This window comes from Streptodolium elevatio (assembly GCF_053592165.1).
Genome location: NZ_JBSFVE010000009.1, coordinates 171,051 through 188,837, shown reverse-complemented (window position 1 = coordinate 188,837; position 17,787 = coordinate 171,051). Strand labels below are relative to the sequence as shown.

The 17,787-nt window shown below is 72.2% G+C and carries 14 protein-coding genes; 6 read left to right on the top strand and 8 right to left on the bottom strand.

Annotation, left to right across the window (positions count from 1 at the left end; translation table 11 throughout):
- The first annotated feature begins 169 nt into the window (after nucleotides 1-169).
- Nucleotides 170-1,189: a non-homologous end-joining DNA ligase gene (ligD, locus tag ACWD12_RS18660; RefSeq protein ID WP_450100427.1), complete on the top strand. Its 1,020-nt coding sequence runs from the start codon at nucleotides 170-172 to the stop codon at nucleotides 1,187-1,189.
- On the opposite strand, the gene ACWD12_RS18655 is transcribed toward ligD, so the two are convergent.
- The 4 genes from ACWD12_RS18655 to ACWD12_RS18640 form a co-directional block, all read right to left on the bottom strand.
- Entirely contained in the window at nucleotides 1,086-1,649 is a 564-nt protein-coding gene (locus ACWD12_RS18655) for an STAS domain-containing protein (RefSeq protein WP_450100426.1), read from the bottom strand. The two genes, ligD and ACWD12_RS18655, sit on opposite strands and share 104 nt — an antisense overlap.
- A gap of 49 nt (nucleotides 1,650-1,698) precedes the next feature.
- Entirely contained in the window at nucleotides 1,699-2,052 is a 354-nt protein-coding gene (locus ACWD12_RS18650; protein WP_358359059.1) for a MarR family transcriptional regulator, read from the bottom strand.
- 178 nt (nucleotides 2,053-2,230) lie between these two features.
- Entirely contained in the window at nucleotides 2,231-3,394 is a 1,164-nt protein-coding gene (locus ACWD12_RS18645; protein WP_450100425.1) for an ARPP-2 domain-containing protein, read from the bottom strand.
- On the bottom strand, nucleotides 3,391-4,818 hold the full coding sequence (locus tag ACWD12_RS18640) for a hypothetical protein (protein WP_450100424.1): 1,428 nt from the start codon (nucleotides 4,816-4,818) through the stop codon (nucleotides 3,391-3,393). The genes ACWD12_RS18645 and ACWD12_RS18640 overlap by 4 nt, the downstream gene beginning before the upstream one ends.
- Before the next feature lie 440 nt (nucleotides 4,819-5,258).
- Here ACWD12_RS18640 and ACWD12_RS18635 point away from each other — a divergent pair, with 440 nt between their 5' ends.
- The 4 genes from ACWD12_RS18635 (at nucleotide 5,259) to ACWD12_RS18620 (ending at nucleotide 9,495) form a co-directional block, all read left to right on the top strand.
- Entirely contained in the window at nucleotides 5,259-6,251 is a 993-nt protein-coding gene (locus tag ACWD12_RS18635; RefSeq protein ID WP_450100423.1) for a FecCD family ABC transporter permease, read from the top strand.
- The gene (locus tag ACWD12_RS18630) at nucleotides 6,248-7,363 is read left to right on the top strand and encodes a FecCD family ABC transporter permease (RefSeq protein WP_450100422.1); all 1,116 of its coding nucleotides are present in this window, start codon (nucleotides 6,248-6,250) and stop codon (nucleotides 7,361-7,363) included. The genes ACWD12_RS18635 and ACWD12_RS18630 overlap by 4 nt, the downstream gene beginning before the upstream one ends.
- Before the next feature lie 110 nt (nucleotides 7,364-7,473).
- The gene (locus ACWD12_RS18625) at nucleotides 7,474-8,343 is read left to right on the top strand and encodes an ABC transporter ATP-binding protein (protein ID WP_450100519.1); all 870 of its coding nucleotides are present in this window, start codon (nucleotides 7,474-7,476) and stop codon (nucleotides 8,341-8,343) included.
- A 75-nt stretch (nucleotides 8,344-8,418) separates the two neighbouring features.
- Nucleotides 8,419-9,495: an iron-siderophore ABC transporter substrate-binding protein gene (locus tag ACWD12_RS18620; RefSeq protein WP_450100421.1), complete on the top strand. Its 1,077-nt coding sequence runs from the start codon at nucleotides 8,419-8,421 to the stop codon at nucleotides 9,493-9,495.
- Nucleotides 9,496-9,565: 70 nt separating this feature from the next.
- Here the strand turns inward: ACWD12_RS18620 and ACWD12_RS18615 are convergent, their stop codons facing one another.
- Nucleotides 9,566-11,644: a dynamin family protein gene (locus tag ACWD12_RS18615; RefSeq protein WP_450100420.1), complete on the bottom strand. Its 2,079-nt coding sequence runs from the start codon at nucleotides 11,642-11,644 to the stop codon at nucleotides 9,566-9,568.
- Nucleotides 11,645-11,923: 279 nt separating this feature from the next.
- Between ACWD12_RS18615 and ACWD12_RS18610 the strand changes: the two genes are divergently transcribed.
- A complete protein-coding gene (locus ACWD12_RS18610) occupies nucleotides 11,924-13,105 on the top strand; it encodes an alpha/beta hydrolase family protein (RefSeq protein ID WP_450100419.1) in 1,182 nt (393 codons plus the stop codon).
- Between the two features lie 103 nt (nucleotides 13,106-13,208).
- Here the strand turns inward: ACWD12_RS18610 and ACWD12_RS18605 are convergent, their stop codons facing one another.
- From ACWD12_RS18605 to ACWD12_RS18595, 3 genes are all read right to left on the bottom strand, one after another.
- Entirely contained in the window at nucleotides 13,209-13,805 is a 597-nt protein-coding gene (locus tag ACWD12_RS18605) for a maltokinase N-terminal cap-like domain-containing protein (protein WP_450100418.1), read from the bottom strand.
- Between the two features lie 9 nt (nucleotides 13,806-13,814).
- Nucleotides 13,815-15,155: an MFS transporter gene (locus tag ACWD12_RS18600; protein WP_450100417.1), complete on the bottom strand. Its 1,341-nt coding sequence runs from the start codon at nucleotides 15,153-15,155 to the stop codon at nucleotides 13,815-13,817.
- A gap of 306 nt (nucleotides 15,156-15,461) precedes the next feature.
- Nucleotides 15,462-17,666, bottom strand: a complete 2,205-nt coding sequence (locus tag ACWD12_RS18595) for a BTAD domain-containing putative transcriptional regulator (RefSeq protein ID WP_450100416.1) — start codon at nucleotides 17,664-17,666, stop codon at nucleotides 15,462-15,464.
- Nucleotides 17,667-17,787: the final 121 nt, after the last annotated feature.

The following is a 17,787-nucleotide window of genomic DNA, read 5'->3' as shown; positions in this document are numbered from 1 at the left end:
GCCACGCTCGGCGTGGTCGGTTGCGCCGGTCACTCGTCTCCGGCCACACACCGTAGGCCCGATCCCGCCCGGTCCCGGTTTCCACGGGTGCTGCGGGGGTATCCGCCGCCGGACGGCGGTCGGCGCGTTTGCCTGCCGCGGAGCTCGTGCTCGGGGCAGGGAAGGCACGATGACCACTCCCCCTCCGCGCGGCGTGCCCGCGGAACAGCACCCGCTGCTGAGCCCGGCGTCTCCGGCGCAGGACGCCGACGCGGCACGGCAGCCGATGCTGGCCGTACTGAGCGACCGCCGCTCGTTCGACGACAAGTGGCTGTTCGAACGCAAGCTCGACGGCGTCCGGGTCCTGGCGGTCCGGGACGGCGGTGACACGCGCCTGCTCTCGCGCGGCGGACATGCGCGCGGCCGGACGTACCCCGAGGTCGTCGAGGCGCTGGCCGGACAACCGTGCGCGCGCTTCGCCGTGGACGGCGAGATCGTCGCGATGCGCAACGGCCGCACCGACTTCTCACTGCTCCAGCAGCGCAGCGGCATCGCCGACCCCGATGCCGCACGCGCGAGCGGGATCAAGGTCTTCTACTACGTGTTCGACCTGTTGAGCATCGACGGCTTCGACACGACCCGGCTCCCTCAGCGCACCCGTAAGGCACTGCTGCGCGAGACGCTGGACTTCGGCGGCCCGCTCCGCTTCACCCCGCACCGCAACCGCTGGGACGAGGCGATGCTGACGGACGCGTGCGCGAAGGGCTGGGAGGGGCTGATCGCCAAGCGGGCCGACGCGCCGTACGTACGCCGCCGTTCGCCCGACTGGCTCAAGCTCAAATGCGGCGCAGGCCAGGAGTTCGTGGTCGGCGGCTACACCGACCCGACCGGCAGCCGCGTGGGGTTCGGAGCCCTCCTGCTGGGCTATCACCAGGCGGGCCGGCTCCGCTACGCCGGCAAGGTCGGCACCGGCTACGACACGAAGACCCTGCTCGATCTCGCGGACCGGCTCGGCCGACTGCGCACCGACCGCTCGCCGTTCGACGACGAGGTACGGGAACGGGCGGTCCACTGGGTCCGCCCGGAACTGGTCGCGCAGGTCGGGTTCAGCGAGTGGACCCGCGACGGTCGCCTGCGGCATCCCCGGTACCTGGGCCTCCGCGACGACAAGCGGCCCGAGGAGGTCGTACGCGAGGGACCGCGCAGGTAGCCGCGGGCGCCCCGCTTCCGACCCCGACCGGCGTCCGCGGCCGTGCGCCGGTGACGGAACGCGTCGGCCGGGCGAGCGGCCAGAGCAAGTCGGACAGCCCGCAGATCGCGAGCACCCGCACGGACTGCGGCCGTGCGCCGACGACTTGGAGCGGCAGAGCCCGCTGCGCGCATCGGCGGCGCTGCTCGTCGAGGAAGTGCACGCCGGTGGAAGTGCAGAACTCGACGCCCGAGAGGTCGATGCGGATCGGCCCGTCGTGGTCCGCGAGCCGGTCGGCCGCCACGTCGAGCACGTGCTGCCCGGCGATGTCCAGGTCGCCGATCAGCGTCAGCACCAAGACCTCGCCATCGCGGCTCAACACGAACCGGAGCACGGGTTCTTCCGGCGCCTCGGCGACGTAGGGCGGCTGCGGGACGGGCGGTTCCACATGGTGCCGCTCGGGGACGGGTGCGCGGTTCATCACGTCCTCCCGGTGGTCGGGCCCCTCGGCTCGCATGCCAAGGCGTTGGTCAGGGGTGGGCGGATGCATCGCTTTCCTCGGGTGGTCCGCCCGCGGGTCCGCGGGCGGGGGTGTCGGGCAGGGCCAGGAGATCCGCCACGCTGCCCGCGCTGTCGCGCGGGTGGCGCAGCCGGGTGCCGGGAGTGACCTCGTACGTCGTACGCCGGCCCGTGCGTGTCCGGGTGAGGTACCCGGCCCGCTCCAGATCGCCCAGGATCGACTGCACGGCCCGGTCCGTCAGTTCGCAGCGCGCCGCGATCTCCCGGACCCGGATCTCGGGCTCGGCGGCCACCGTCCGCAGCACCCGCGCGTGGTGGGTCAGGAACGTCCAGGAGCTGCGGGAGCCGAAACCGGTGTCAGCCATGCGCGAATCCTACGCTCAATCATTCAGGTATGAAAGAACCGATGACAAATACATGCATCATCGTGCAGGATTTGCCCGCGGAGTCCACGGGGGCCGGGCCGTCCGACCCGCAACCAACCTGTGATCGGGGCGGATTCGTGAGCCCCGGTCGGCCCGCGTTCGCGGGTGGGAAAGCGGGCTATTGGGGGCGGCCGGGGCGGGTTGGTTGGGTTACCACGTGGTGGCGTAGGAGGCCGGTGAAGCCGGCGGCTTCGATGCGGTGGGCGAGTTGGGTGGGGTCGGTGCCGAGGGCTTTGGCGGTGGCGAGGAGGTCCCAGTTGTGTGCGTGGAGACGGGAGAGCAGGTGGCCGCGGCGGATCTGCGGGGCGGAGAGGCGGAAGGTCTTGCAGTAGGCGATCTGCCCGTCGGCGGTCGAGATCAGTTCGCCGATGTGGTTCTCCTCGTGGAGGCGGAACGACGGCAGCATGCGGGACAAGGTGAACTCGCCGAGGCGGTACACGCGTTCGTACGTGTACGCGTCCTCGCCCAGCAGGCCCGTGGCCATTGAGCCGTCGTGGAAGCGGGCCCAGTCGTCCTTCTGCACGGCGGCCTGGCGGCGCAGGTCGGCGAACGAGGAGACCCGGTCGGCGTCGATGGCGGCGGTGAAGTCCGGCACGTCGGCGACGTAGGTCGTGTAGTGGAAGAGGACTTCGCCGTACATGTCCTCCAACAGGGTTGCGTGCAGCGCGCGGTAGTCGGCGGGGTGCGGCACGACGAACACGCTTGCGAGCGTGTCCGCGACATAGAGCGCGACGCCGCACTGACCCGGGTGGATCTCGAACACGCGGAGTGAGTCGGCCAGTCCGCGCACCCAGGCGCCGCTGTACGACTCCTCGACCCGCGGCGACAGGCCGTGCCGGACCGCCGAGTCCGTCCATTCCTCCCAGGCCGTTTCGGGGCCGCCGAAGTGCAGGGCGAGATAGCCCTCCATCGCAAGGTGCATGGGCAGGAACCGCAGACGCCCGGGGGCGATGCGGCGGGCCAGGCGGCGGATCGCGCGGCCCGAGGTCTGCAACTTGGCCCGGCGCGGGGTGGCGGGCCGGTCCTGGAGCTGCGTGCCGAACGCCGCCGCGGGGTCGGCGCCTTGGCCCCACGAGGCGACGAACGCATGGGGGATGAAGGAGCTGTAGGTGGTGCCGTCGCCGATGTCGACGATCGACGGGTCGCCTGCCTCGTACACCCGCCGGTCCAGGCGCAGTCCGGCGATCGGCTCGTCGCGCACCAGCGGTACGAGGCGGATCGCGCCCCACACCTGCGCCGGGCGTACGGACAGCCCCGTCAGCGCGAATCCGCCGGTGTTCACTGCGCCTTCCCTTCCGCCAGGAAGCGCTGTCGCCTGGCTGCCAGGTAGTGGTCGAGTTCGGCGAAGTCCGCGCGCCCCTCCGCGAACCGGGCGAGTTCGACGAGCGTCGGCACGTCCTCCGCGTCCCGGACGCCGACGGTCGGCACCGACTCCGCGAGCCGCTTCACCCCGAAGTCGTCCGCGTCGTAGACGGGGTTGAGGTGGACCACCGAGGTCGCGCCGGCCGGATCCAGCCGGGCCCGCCATACGCGCAGCACCTCGGCGGCGAGTCCGGGCGGCGCGTTGTCCCAGCCGTCGGAGACGGCGACGAGCCGTTCGGGCCGCAGTTCGAGCGCGTCGATCAACCGGTCCCCGAGCGGCGTCGGGCCCGTCGGACGCACCATCAGCGGATCGCGCGCCCCGGAGGTCCACAACCCGGTGTATGTACCGGCCAGCACCTTCAGCAGGTAGTGGCATGCGAGCGCGACCGCGAGCGGGCGCTGCCGCTTGGCGGTCGACCCGAACGAGGAGAAACTGTCGTCGAGCACCGCGACCACGTGCCCCCACGTGCCGGCGGCCCGGCCGACCACGCGGGTCGCCGCGGCCGCCAGTGCCGCGTGCAGTTCGTCGTGCCGGCGGGCCCGCGCCTCGCGGGTCAGCGAGAGCACGTACGACGCGAGCCGGGTCAGCGGCATCGCGGTCAGGTCGGCGCGCACCTCGTCCACGTTCAGCCGCTCGCCGGAGTCCTGCAGGCGCAGGCGCTCCAGGCGGGTGAGCCGCGGGGCGATGCCGCGCAGGAACTCGGGCCGTGCCACGCCGTGCCGGGCCGCGAAGCCTTCGGCGACCGTGTACGGCAGGTCGTACAGCGCGCGCTGCGTGTAGTGGGCCTGGCGCCACGTCTCGAACAACGGCGTCCCGAAGGCCTTGATCCTGCGCAGCGGTACGAACAGCAGGGTGCCCGTCTCGCCCGGCACCGGCAGATGCGCGTGCCGGGCAGCGGCCTTCACGCCGGCGCGGTACTTCACCGCATCCAGGGCGGGGTCCGGGCGTTGCGCGATCCAGTCGCGCATGATGGCCCGCGTACGGCGGTTGTTGACGCCCAGCCGGGCCAGTTCGCGGAAGAGCCGGTAGACCCGCTGCGGCGCCATCAGTTCGAGGCGGCGGGCGATCAGCGCGCCCTCGCGGCGACGGACGGCGGGGGTCAGGTCGCGGCTGGTCAGGAGCAGGTTGCGGACGACGAGCGCGGCGTTGTGGTCGTTGATCTCGAGGGCGAGGGCCGCCGCGTACAGCTCACGGTAGTTGCCGAGCATGTACTCGTGCAGGAACGCGAGGGACATGTGCTGCGCCTGCTCGCTGTCGCGGAACTCGCGTTGCCCGGTGGAGGTGACGGCCGCGTTGACGAACAGCAGGACATCCTCACAAGCGACCCACTCGCGGCGCTCCACACCCACCCCCCGTTGACCGGACGCAAGAGGCCGGCCGGGGAATGGAGGAGCGAACAGCGAGGGATCGCTTAAGAGGCGGTGTCGAAAGTCGCAACCGAAGTCCCGCGGCCGGCCGGATCAGTCTAGGTGTCAGGTGTGCGGGCCACCGCGAATATTGCGGCGGGTCCGGGCGGTGCGGCCGTCTCGCCCGAGCGCGGGGACCCGCTCTCGACATCACCGGCAACGTAGCTTAGGCTCACCTAAATTCTTGGCATGGCGCTATGTCGACGTGCCTGCTTTCCGTATTGCCGGACCCCTGGCAGGCGACCGCCCGCACGGTGGGAATCGCATGTGAGAGGTGCTTCCTGACTGCGCATCACCACCCCGCGGCCGTCGGCGGCAGGGTCACGACCGGTGTCGGGCACACCGCACCCAAGAGCGCCCGGCCCCGCCGGAGGGGTGTGGGGTTGGGCCTTCTTGTCCTGGTCCTCGCGATCGCCGCGGTCGCCTCGTTGGCCGTCGGCGCACGCGCGTTGAGTCCGGCCGAGGTGTGGCGCGGGCTGTTCGCGTCCCCGGATCCCGACCAACGGCTCAACGAGATCCGGCTCATCGTGCAGACCGTACGGCTGCCCCGGACCGTCCTCGCGATCGTGGCGGGCGTCGCCCTCGGGATCGGGGGAGCACTGATCCAGGGCTACACGCGCAACCCGATCGCCGACACCGGCTTGCTGGGGGTGAACGCCGGCGCGTCTTTCGCGGTGGTCTTTGTGATCTCCGTGTTCGGCTTCGCCGATCCGTCGCAGTACGTCTGGTTCGCCTTCGTGGGGGCGGCGGTTGCCGGTGTGGTCGTGTTCGGGCTGGCGAGCCTCGGCCGCGGCGCGGGGAACCCGTTGACGCTCGCGCTGGCCGGGCAGGGGGTCACCGTGTTCCTCGCGGCGATGACCACCGCCGTCGCCCTGTCCGACCAGGCGTCGCTGAACGCGCTGCGGTTCTGGAACGCGGGCTCGGTGGCCGGCGTCGGCTGGGCGGTGATCTGGCCGGTGGCCTCGTTCGTCGCGCTCGGCCTGGTGTTCGCGGTCGCCACCCTGCCGTCCCTCAACCTGCTCAACCTCGGCGACGACGTGGCCCGCGGACTGGGGGTCGACGTCGCGCGCACCCGCATCGTCGGCATCGCCGCCGTCACCTTGCTCGCGGGTGCCGCGACGGCGGCGTGCGGGCCGATCGCGTTCCTCGGACTCATGGTGGCCCACGTGGCGCGCTACCTGACCGGCCCGGACTACCGGTGGCTGGTGCCGTACGCGGGTCTGCTCGGCGCCGTCCTCCTGCTGGCCTGCGACATCGTGGGCCGGGTGGTGGTGCGCCCGGAGGAGTTGGACGCCGGCGTCCTCGTCGCCCTTCTCGGCGCGCCGTTCTTCGCCGCCCTGGTCTGGCGCGGAAAGCTCAAGAGCGCATGAGCGGGACAGGTGTACGTGCACAGCCCGAGCGGGACGACCGCTTGGGCGGGCCAGAGGTCAAGCCGTCGATGCCGACGGGCGTACGGCTCGGCCGGGTGTCGTTCGTGTGGCGGCCCCGCATCGTCGTGGTGACGCTGCTCCTGGCGGTGGCGACGTTCACGGTCTTCTGCGTCTCGGTCTCCGTCGGCGACTTCCACATCGGGCTGTCGCGGGTGGTCGCCACGATCCTCGGCCGGGGCGACTCCTTCGACGAGTTCGTCATCATGGATCTGCGCATGCCGCGCGCGCTGGCGGGCCTCGTCGTCGGGATCGCGCTCGGGGTGTCCGGCGCACTCACCCAGTCCATCGCGCGAAATGCCCTGGCCAGCCCGGACGTTCTCGGGGTGACCGGCGGCGCGAGCGCGGTCGCGGTGTTCCTCGTCACGGTCTCGGGCGGCACCTCCGCGGCGGTCACCGGCTCGCTGGGGCTGTCGACCGCGGCGCTGGTCGGCGGCCTCGGGACCGGCCTGCTGGTCTACGCCCTGGCGTGGCGGCGCGGGATCGACGGCTTCCGGCTCATCCTGATCGGCATCTCGGTGAGCGCCGTGACGCAGGCGGTCACGACGTGGCTGCTGGCCACCGCCGACATCAGGGACGTGGCCAAGGCCCAGGCGTGGCTGGTCGGTTCGCTGGACGACCGGTCGTGGGACGAGGTCCGGGTGGCGTTCTGGTGCACGCTCGTGCTCCTCGTCGTCGTGGCGGCCGTCGCGTTCCAGTTCAAGCCGCTGCATCTCGGTGACGACGTCGCGGCGGGCCTGGGCGTCCGGTTCTCGGCGGTACGCGCGGTCCTGCTGCTGTGCGCGGTCCTGCTGGCCGGGGCGGCGGTGAGCGCCGCGGGCCCGGTCCCCTTCGTCGCGCTGGTCGCACCGCAGGTCGCGATGCGGCTGGCGCACTGCCCGACACCGCCGCTGGCGGCCTCCGGCCTGGTGGGCGCGCTGCTGTTGATCGGCTCGGACCTGGTCGCGCGTACGGCGCTGCCGACGTCCCTCCCCGTCGGCGTGGTCACCGCGGCCATCGGCGGGCCCTTCCTGGTCTACCTGCTCGTGCGGGCGAACGTCAGGCGGAGGACGTGAGGGAGACCCCGAAGCAGGACGCGAAGCAGGATGCGGAGGAGGCGGAGGAGGAGGTGAAGGACGCCGTGCAGATCGGGCGTACCCGGACCGCACATACCCAAGGGGAAGCCGTGGCCACTCAGCACACCGCCGGAACCGAGCGGCTGGCGGCCAGGGGCATCACGGTCGGGTACGGCGGCCATGCCGTCATCGACGACCTCGACGTGGCGATCCCGCCCGGGGTGATCACCACGATCATCGGCCCCAACGGCTGCGGGAAGTCGACTCTGCTGGGCACCCTTTCGCGGCTGCTGCGGCCGACCCGGGGAACCGTGGTCCTGGACGGCGAGGACATCGCCAAGGCGAAGACCCGGGACGTCGCCAAGAAGCTCGGCCTGCTCCCCCAGGCGCCGGTCGCGCCCGAGGGGCTGACGGTGGCCGACCTGGTCGCCAGGGGCCGTCATCCGCACCAGAGTTGGCTGCGGCAGTGGTCGTCGGACGACGCCGACGTGGTGGCCCGCGCGCTGGCCATGACCGGGGTGTCCGACCTGGCCGACCGCCCGGTCGACGCGCTGTCCGGCGGGCAGCGCCAGCGCGTGTGGATCTCGATGGCGCTGGCCCAGGGCACCGATCTGCTGCTGCTGGACGAGCCGACCACGTACCTGGACCTGGCGCACGCGATCGATGTGCTCGATCTGGTGGACGACCTCCACGAGTCGGGGCGCACCGTGGTGATGGTGCTGCACGACCTCAATCTCGCGACCCGCTACAGCGACAACCTCGTCGTGATGAAGGCGGGCGCGATCCTGGCTCAGGGGCACCCGCGCGACGTGGTCACCGCGGAGCTGCTGCGCGAGGCGTTCGGCCTGCACGCGCAGGTCATCGACGATCCGGTGGGCGACCGACCGCTGATCGTGCCGATCGGCCGCACCCATGTGCGTCGCGTCACGAGCCCGGGCGGACAGGCCTCGGCAGAACAAGGTCAAGTTAGGCTGGCCTAACTTCCTTCAGGCAAGTAAGGTTTGCCTGCCCTAACTCCGATGGGCAGCGGCCTGCACGACAGCAAGGGACCCCGGATGCTCCTCCACAGAACGACGCGCACGAAATCCCGGCGGCGGTTGGCGGCAATCGTGTCCGCCGCCACCCTCAGCGTCGGCCTCCTGGCCGGCTGCGGGTCGGACTCGGGCGACAAGACGGACCCGGCGGGCAACACCGGTGCGGCGGGCGGCACCCCGCCGACCGCGGCCGCGGGCGTCTTCCCGGTCACCGTGGAGCACGCGTTCGGGTCCACGACCGTCGAAAAGGCACCCCAGCGCCTCGTCTCGGTCGGCTACACGGACGACCAGGCCATCCTCGCGTTCGGCATCAAGCCGGTCGGCATGGTCGACCAATACCCGAACCCGCCGGGCACCAGCCCTGACGTCAACACCCAGTGGCCGTGGGTGAAGGACAAGTGGGGCGACGCCCGTCCCGAAGTCGTCATGAGCAACGGGGACTCCGGCCCGAACTACGAGAAGATCGCCTCGCTGCGCCCGGACCTGATCATCGCGGTGTACTCCGAGATCGACCAGGCGGCGTACGACAAGCTCTCGAAGATAGCGCCGACCGTCGGCCGCACCAAGGCCGAGAAGGAGCCGTTCAGCGCGCCGTGGCAGGACAACGCGCTGCACATCGCCAAGGCGCTGGGCAAAGCCGACGAAGGCGCCGCGCTGGTGCAGGGCATCGACGCCAAGCTCGAAGCGGCCCGCAAGGCGCACCCTGAGTTCGCCAACCAGACCGCGGTCGCGGTGTCCTGGTACAAGGACTCGGTCGCCCCGTTCACGACCACCGACGTGCGCGGGCGCCTGGTGACGGGCGTCGGGTTCAAGGGGGTTCCGGAGATCGACAAGATCGCGGACGGCAAGTTCTACACCGTGCTGTCCCCGGAGCGCATCGACCTCGTCAACGTCGACCGCATCTTCGTCATCGCCGATCAGGCGGACCAGACCGCGCTGAAGAACTTCCAGCTGTTCGCCAACCTGCCCGCCGCCAAGAACGGCAAGGTGTCGTACCTGCTGGACAGCGAGGGCCCGGCCATCGGCGCGGCCATGTCCCAGAGCACCCTGCTGTCCCTGCCGTACGCCATCGACGAGATCGTCAAGTCGGCCGGCTGACGCCGCTTCATCGGTCGGTCGGGCGTGCCCGGCCGACCGATGGCGCCTCTCCCCGCGCGTCCCAGGCTTCCTAGGCGTCCTGCGAAGTACGGTTGTGCGCCAGGGCGTTGAGGGCGTCCAGGGCCTCCCGGCCTTCGGCCACCACGGGCTCCAGGGCGCGGATGCGTTCTTCCAGGTCGTAGTGCTCGCTGTCGGTCATGCGGGTGGCGATGGAGGCCATGCGCTGTTCGAGTTGCGAGCGGCGCTCGTTGAGGATGCGTTGCGCGCGTTCGATGATCTCGGACCCGGACTGGCCGGCGGCACTGATGAAGTTCTGCCGGACCTGCGCGGCGGCGAGGTCCAGGTGGTTGATGTAGTCGGTGCGGGCCACGTCGTTGCTGTCGCGGCGGCTCTTGCGGTAGCCGATGCCGCCGTACAGTGCGCCCGCGGCCGCGGCCACGCCGATGGGGATCAGCGCGAGTCCGCCGGTGACGACGCCCAGTGCGGTGGCGACGCCGGTGGCCAGGGGCGCGACGAGGCTGACGATGCCGGCGGCACGCTGCACGATGTCCTGGACCTCGGCCGGGCTGCGTTCGGCGGGCGGGACGAGGTCGTCGACGTTGATCGGGCGGGCGCGCGGGAGTTCGTCCTCCGTCATGGACTCCCGGACGACCTCGGCGAGGATCGCGACGACGTCGGACTTGAACGCCGCGAACTGCGCGTCCCACAAGGGCGTCGGCGCGCCGTCCTGGCTCAACCACTCCTCGATCGCCTGCGTCTTGCGTACTTCGAGGCGGTGCAGGTTGCGGGCCCGGCGTACGTCGGTCTCGCGTACCTGGGCGTCTAGTTCGGCGTGCAGGTGGTGGGCGAGCGCGCGCCGCCCCGAGAACGCCCGGTCCACGGTACGCAGCCGCTCGTCGAGCAGGCGTTCCAGGCGGCCGATGGTCAGCCGTGAGGCGGTGCTGAAGGTACGCACCCGCAGCCGCAACGCGTCGTGTTCGTCGGTGAGCTGGTCCACGGGGATGCGCAGTGTGCGCAGTTCGTCGGCGGCGACGTTCCAGTGCGGCTCGAGGGCCGCGCGGGTCTGCGCGGCGACGAGCGCGACGTGGTGGCGCCCGGCCCCGGACTGGATGACGTCGTTGACCGCCCGGCGCAGCACGTCCATGCGCCCCGCGGCCCGCAGTTCGTTGCCGCGCGCGACCCGGTCGGGCTCGCCGGACGCGGCCTCGTAGGCCCCCCGGGCCTCCAGGGCAGGCGAGACCGGTTGAAACCCCGCGCCGATGAAGTCCAGGTCGGGGCGTCCGTCGGGGAGCGTGAAGTTCTCGTGCAGGTAGCGGTTGTTGAGGTCGACGGTCGCCTGCCAGGCCGGCTTGTTGTCGAGCCCGATCTCCAAGGCCCGGTCGATCGCGGTGACCACCCAGACGACGCGCCTGCCGCCGGCTTCGGCGCGCAGGAAGCGGATCAGTTCGAGGTCGTCGTCCGACAACGACCGGGTGGCGTTGGCGACGTAGATGAAGCAGTCGGCGTTGTGCACGCGGTCGCGGACGATCTGGTTGTGGATCTCGTTCGGCGATCCGTGCCCGGGCAGGTCGTACAGCTTCGCCGGCAACTCGTAGGTGTCGATCAGCAACTCGAGTTCCGCGACGATGCGGTCCCAGTGGCGCTCGCGCCGGGCGGTGACGTTCGCCTCGGTGCTCGCGTACGCCGCCACCTCGATCGGGCTGAGGTCGGGCCCGATCTCCTCCCACTCGTCGGAGTCCGTGAACCGCACGCGCAGAAATCCGCGGCCCCCGGCGCTCAGTTCGCCCTCGGGGTCCTTGACCGGGACGACCGTGGCCGGACAGGACGTCGTCGGCGTCGGCGCGGACGGCAGGATGCCGATGAACTGGTCGGCGAGCACTCCGCCGTGGACGACCTGGCGCAGCGTCAGATGTCCCTGCAGCCCGCTGAGCAGAAAGCTCTTGCCGGACGAAAAGCCGCCCAGCAGGCCGATGTTGATCAGCGACGAGGCCGCGCGCTGGCGCAGCCGTACCAGCCGCTCGACGTCGCCGGCCCGCTGCTCCCGCGCCCCGTCGTCGCCCGGCAGCACCGCGTCGAGGCCGGCGAGCCAGCGCGACCCCAGCTCCAGCATGCGGTTCAGTTCGGACCGGAGTCCCTCAAGGTCGGTCACAATCCCCCACGTTCCGAACCGGGCGCCGACTCGTCGGCACCCGCCATTCCCGGGTGCAGGCCTCGGACACGGGCGCACTCCGTGTCGGACAACGACCGTACAGTCACCCGATCACCTGAGCACGCGAGTTGCCCGATGACAACCCTGTCTCCCCGACTCCCCGGCTCCCCGACTCCCCGGCTGGGCGGCGCCGCTCCGCGCGCGGAGACGCCGGGGCGGCGGGAGAATGGACAACAGGGGGACGTCCTGCCGCGGCTCATGTGCATCCCGGAGGCGGCCGTGACCGAGTTCGAGGATCCGCTGTTCCAGATGTTCGCCGCGCGCACGCTCGGTCTCGTCTCGCGCGGTGGCGCCGAGACCGGCGATGTCGCGGCGATCGCCGGGCACGTCAAGCCGGGCGACGCCGACTCCTGGTACAACGCGTGGGCTGCCACCGCCTCGCGCGTGGCGGCGGAGGCCGAGGACAGCCGGTCACGCGGCCACCGGCGGAGTGCGGCGGAGGCGTTCTGGCGGGCCACGACGTACTTCCGTGCGTCGTACCAGCCGCTGTTCGGCGCGCCCGTCGACCCGCGCCTGAAGGCCGCGTTCGCGCGCGAGCGCGAGTGCTTTGCCCGCATGGCGCGGTTGGCTCGGCCCGCGGTGGTGGCGGTCGACGTGCCGTACGAGGACACCACCCTCCCCGGCTACCTCTGCATGCCCGACGACGGCGACGCGGCCGCCCGTGCGACGGTGGTCTCGGTCAACGGGTACGACTCGAACGTGCACGAGATGTACTGGGCGCACGCGATTCCGGCGACGCGCCGCGGGTACGCCGCGCTGCTGGTCGACGGCCCGGGCCAGGGGCAACCGTTGATCGACCAGGGGCTGCCGCTGCGCCCCGACTGGGAGGCGGTGGTGTCGCGGGTGGTCGACTTCGCGTGCACACGGCCGGAGGTCGATCCGGAGCGGATCGCGGTGCACGGCTGGAGCCTCGGCGGCCACCTGGCGCCACGCGGAGTCGCGGGCGACTCGCGAGTGCAAGCCCTGATCGCGGATCCCGGACAATGGGACATGATCTCGCACTTCCCCGCCGAACTCGCGCAGCGCGTGGGCGACACCGATGCCGCCGAGTTGGGCGCGTACCTCGCCCCGGCCGCGGAAAGCCCGGTCGGTCACTGGAAGTTCGTGCAACGCGCCCAGTGGGTCCACGGGGTGGACAGCCTCGGCGAACTCGTCATCGACATGGCCCGCTACCTGATTTCGGACGTCGTCGACCGCATCACGTGCTCGAGCCTCGTCGTGGCCAACGACAGCGACCCCCTCTCCGCGCAGGCGAAGCAGCTGTACGCCGAACTCCCGGGCCCCAAGACCCTGCTGCGGCTTCCGAACGGCCAGGGCTACGACGGCCACTGCCAAACCGCGAACCGCTCGGGTTTCGACCGCTTGGCCTTCGACTGGCTGGACGAGGTGATACGCGCCTGACGCGCTGGACGGGCGTCGACGGGGCCTGGATGGGGCGTGGACAAGGCGGGTCGCGGACGTCCTCGAAGCCACGGCGGCCCTGACGGTCGGCCCGTACCGGCGGCTACTGCCGCGCGAAGCCGGCGAACACGCCTCGTAGGGTGGTCCCGTCGGGCCCCGTCCACCCGGCGACCAGGTGACGGGACGTGCCCGGCTCGGCGTCCGACGCGCGCAGTACGCGGTTGACGTACACCTCGGGCGCGTCCGGTCCGCTGTCGGGACCGTCCGTACCGTGCACGGTGACGGTCGGGTCCGGAGTGTCGCTCTTGCTCTGGTGCTGCGGCACCGCCTCGCCGCGCAGGAGAGCCCGCAACTGGGCCGTCACCACCGGGTCCTGGACGCCGTCGTAGATCCACCGGGTACCGAGCACCCCGTGCTCCGAAGTGCCGATCAGCGCACCGCCGGGCACCCCCTCCAGCGCCGCACCGCGGTAGCTCATCGGCACCAGGTACGCCACCGGCTCGGCCCCGGACGCGTCCGCGACGACCATGAACTCGATCCCGACCTCGCCCGCCGGATCGTCCAGCCGGAACCCGCCGGCCCGGGTCAGGTCCGACGCCGCGGTCGCACCGCCGCCGACGTACCAGCTCTGCTTCGGCAACCAATCGGCGAGCAGCTCCAACTTGGTGGGCGTCATGGTGGTGTGGTGGATCGAGGCCATGCGAGCTCCTCACGCGTGGTTCCGGGACCGCTCCGACGTGACTGGCCCGAACCTATACGAGAGCCCTGCCCCCGCCGGGTCGACCCGGCCCAGGGTGCGGACCGGCCGGGTCAGCAACAGAGCGGTGGCGGTGAGGAGGGCCACCGCGGCGCCCACCAGGAGCACCCGGTCGGTGCCGAAAACGTCGACGGCCGGGCCCGCCAACGCGCTGCCGATGGGGTACATGCCGACAGAGCCGGCGACCTCGTACGCGTGGACGCGGTTGAGTACGTCGCCCGGCACCTGGGTCTGCACGCTGGTGGCCCACATGACACCCCAGACCCCGATTCCGGCGCCGACGCCGATCTGGGCCGCGGCGAGCAGCCAGACCGGCCAGCCGAGCACGATGCCGAGCGGGTAGAGCGGGTACGCCAGCATCGCCACGGCACCGGCGGCGAGCGGCCGTTGGGGCTTGTAGCGGATCGCCAGCAGGCCACCGGCCACGGTGCCCGCGCCCAACGCGCAGTTGAGCAGGCCGAAGGCGGTCGCGCCGTGCTCGGGCACGATGACGCCCGCGGCCACCGAGAGTTGCGGCCCCCAGGAGAGCACCGCGAAGACCATCCAGATGACGATCACGCCCCAGAGCCAGCTTCGCGAGCGGAACTCCCGCCAGCCGACCGCCAGGTTGCGCCACAGGGTCTCGCCGACCGGCGGGGCGGGCACCGGCCCCAGCCGGAGCACGAAGAGGCAGACGGCGCTGGTCCCGTAGGCGACTGCGGACATCACCATCACCCAGCCGGTCGCCCCGAAGCCCACCAGCGCCCCGGCCAGCGCCGGGCCGCCCAGTCCGGTGACCGCCTCGGAGGTACGCAGCACCCCGTTGGCCCCCTGCACGTCCCGGGACACCAGCGGGACGGTCGAGGAGGCGCCCGGCTGGAACATCGCGTTGGCGGTGCCGGCCACCACCAGGAGCGCGTACAACTGCCAGAGGCGGTCGATGCCGTGGATGAACAAGAGGGCGAGCAGTATGTGGGCGGCGAGGTTGGCCAGATCGGCGGCGATCATCATCCGGCGGGCGGTGAACCGGTCGGCGAGCACCCCGCCGAACAGCACGAGTCCGGCGAACGGGCCGACCAGGAAGGCCATCGCGTACCCGGCGGCGTTCAGGCCGTACCCGCCGCCGAGCAGGCCGGCCGAGACGGCGACCGGCAGCATGGCCCAGCTCAGCAGACCCGCGCTGCGGGCGGTGAAGTAGTACCGGAACTCGCGGGACCAGATCGCCGGCCCGCCGACCGGCAGGGCCTCGGCCGGCCCGGCCCGGCCCCCTGCGGGCTCGGCCGTCGCGGTGCGGTCGGTCGGACGTACTCCCATGACGGCTCGGCCCTTCGGAATCCATGGCGGGTCGACCCGCCGGTACGGGGTGGGCGCGGGAACGGCACCGCGGTGTGACCACCGTAAGGAGGGCGGCTCGTCAGGGGTCTGCTGCCGGACCAGAGGTTCGGGCGCCCGGCGAGAAGCCGCACCCGCCCGAAGGCGCCGGTGCTGACGTGGGCTTTTGTCGGGCCCCACGACTGGTCTCGCCGGAACCGGCAGAACCGGCGGAACTGCCGGAGCAGTTGTCCGCCTGCTGCGAGGTCCGGCGTCAGGGTCAGGGGTCAGAGCGTGCCGCGGAAACCGTCAGGCCGCCGCGTCGGTGTGGCGGCGCTGCCAGTCGAGGAGCCGCTTCCGGGCGGCGTGCGCTTCCGCGTCCTCGCCGACCAGCTCACGGGCGTACGCGCGCATCAGTTCGTCCAGCACGAACCGGCCGGGCGTCCTTTCCCGCACCAGATGGGAGTCCGCCAGGCTCACCAGCAGTGCGGCGGATTCGGCCGGGGTCGAGTCCGCGAGCGCCGCGGCGTCCGCGGTGAAGGCCGAGCCTGGCATCAGTCCGAGGAGCCGGAACATCCGCCGGGCCGCTGCCGGGAGCACGCGGTACGAGAGGTCGAAAGCGGCCCGCACCGACGAGCGCCGGTCCCCTTCGATGTGCAGCTTGGCGAGCACGTCGTCGCCCGCCAACTCGGCGCAGTAGTCGGCGATTCCGATGTTGCGGGCGACCATGTTGGCACCGGCGGTCCGGACGGCCAGCGGCAGGCCGCCGCACACCCGTACGAGCCTGCGGGCCGCCTCCTCCTCGGCCGCGACCCGGCAATCTCCGACGATGCCGCCCAGGAGACGGCTGCCCTCCTCCGGATCGAGCACGTCGAGGAGGACCCGGCGGGCGCCGTCGCTCGCCACCAGCCCGGCGAGCTGGTTGCGGCTGGTGACCACCACCGCACACCCCGGGGCGCCGGGAAGGAGCGGCCTGACCTGCTCGACGTCGCGTGCGTTGTCGAGGACGACCAGCACCTGCCGGTCGGCAAGCAGCGTGCGGTAGAGCGCGGCGGCCTCGTCCTCGTCCTCGGGCAGGTGGCCGGGCGGAGCCCCCAGGGCCCGGAGGAATTGGGCGAGGACGTTGCCAGGACGCAGCGCCGGGAGCGGTGAATGGCCACGCAGATCGACGAACAGCTGCCCGTCCTTGAAGTGCTCGCGCCGCTCGTGCGCCCAGTGCGCGGCGATGGCGGTCTTGCCGACGCCGGGGGCACCGACCACCGCGACCAGGTCGCGGCGCCGCGCGGGGTCGGGCGAGACGAGGGCGTCCAGCACCCGCATCTGCCGGGCCCGGCCGACGTGGCTGCCGATTCTGGCGGGCAGCTGGGCCGGGGCCGGGAGCCGTCCGGCAGGCACCGTACGGTCACCCGGCGCCGCGCGCTCGCGGTGCTGCCCGGGATGCCGCCCCGGGTCCCCGGTGGCGGGCGGCTCCCGGCGCAGCACCCACAGGTGGGCATCGCGGACCTCAGCGCCCGGCGCGATGCCCAGCTCCTCGTCGAGCCGGGCGCGCAGGCGGCCGAACACGTCGAGCGCGGCGGCCTGTTCGCCGCTGCCGGCAAGAGTGCGGATCAGCCGGGCGTGCAACCCCTCGTGCAGCGGCTCGGTGGCGACCATCTCCCCGAGTACCGGGACAGCCTCCTCCGGTCGACCCAGCTCCAACGCGGCGTCGGCGTGCAGCAACGCCGCCGCGACCCGCCTGTCGTCGGCCGCCACCGCGGCCGGGTGGTGGCGCAGCACCGGGTCCACGTCCGCGAGCACCGGGCCGCGCCAGGTCCGCAGGGCCTGTGTGAGCGACTCGTACGCCGCTCCCGTCTCCGCCCCGCGCAACTCGCGTTTGGCCCGGTCGAGCAGTTCGTCGAAGTGCCCCAGGTCGATCTGCTTCCGGGACACCTCCATCCGGTAGCCGGTGGGCGTACGGACGACGGTCGGCGGTGGGACGGCACGCGCCCCGCCTGGTTCCAGAAGGTGGCGGACCTGGCTGACGTACGTGTGGACCAGGCTCTGGTGGGAGTCGGGCGGCCCGTCCGGCCACAGCGTCGCGGTGATCTCCCCCAGGGTGGCGGGTTCGGGGTGCGTGAGCGCCAGCAACCCGAGCAGGCGGCGCAGCATCGGGCTGGTGACGGGGACCGGGGACCGGCCGCGCAGGAGGGCGAGCGGACCGAGGATCAGGAGTCGGGGCCGGGCGACGGCGCGCACCGGCCCAGTACGGGCGGCGGCCCGCAGGTCCGACAGCTCGCAGGCGGTCAACTCCAGTGCGCCGGCCAGGCGTTGCAGGGTCCGAGACCGGGGCCGCCCGACCCGGTTCCGCTCGATGTCGCGCAGCGCCCTGGTGCTGATCCCGGCCCGCGACGCGGCGGCCTCCTGGCTCAGCCCGGCCCGCTTGCGGAATGTCCGGAGGCGCGTGCCGAAGGAGTCCGGGTCGTCCGTCGCGCCTCCAGGGGGATGGTGTCCCGTGGCCGACGTCCTCTCCACCATGGCCTGCATCCCCTCGGCACCTCGTGTCCGTGCACGACCGGTTCCGCGGATCCCCGGCCGGTGATCAGTTTGGACTAGACCAATGCGCGGGGCAAGGAGGTGGAGTTCGCCCCCGAGGAGG

Coding starts and splice junctions, on each gene's coding strand:
- ACWD12_RS18655 (WP_450100426.1), bottom strand. CDS start 1,649: ATGAACCGCGCACCCGTCCCCGAGCGGCACCATGTGGAACCGCCCGTC.
- ACWD12_RS18630 (WP_450100422.1), top strand. CDS start 6,248: ATGAGCGGGACAGGTGTACGTGCACAGCCCGAGCGGGACGACCGCTTG.
- ACWD12_RS18595 (WP_450100416.1), bottom strand. CDS start 17,666: ATGGTGGAGAGGACGTCGGCCACGGGACACCATCCCCCTGGAGGCGCG.
- ACWD12_RS18650 (WP_358359059.1), bottom strand. CDS start 2,052: ATGGCTGACACCGGTTTCGGCTCCCGCAGCTCCTGGACGTTCCTGACC.
- ligD (WP_450100427.1), top strand. CDS start 170: ATGACCACTCCCCCTCCGCGCGGCGTGCCCGCGGAACAGCACCCGCTG.
- ACWD12_RS18600 (WP_450100417.1), bottom strand. CDS start 15,155: ATGGGAGTACGTCCGACCGACCGCACCGCGACGGCCGAGCCCGCAGGG.
- ACWD12_RS18620 (WP_450100421.1), top strand. CDS start 8,419: ATGCTCCTCCACAGAACGACGCGCACGAAATCCCGGCGGCGGTTGGCG.
- ACWD12_RS18605 (WP_450100418.1), bottom strand. CDS start 13,805: ATGGCCTCGATCCACCACACCACCATGACGCCCACCAAGTTGGAGCTG.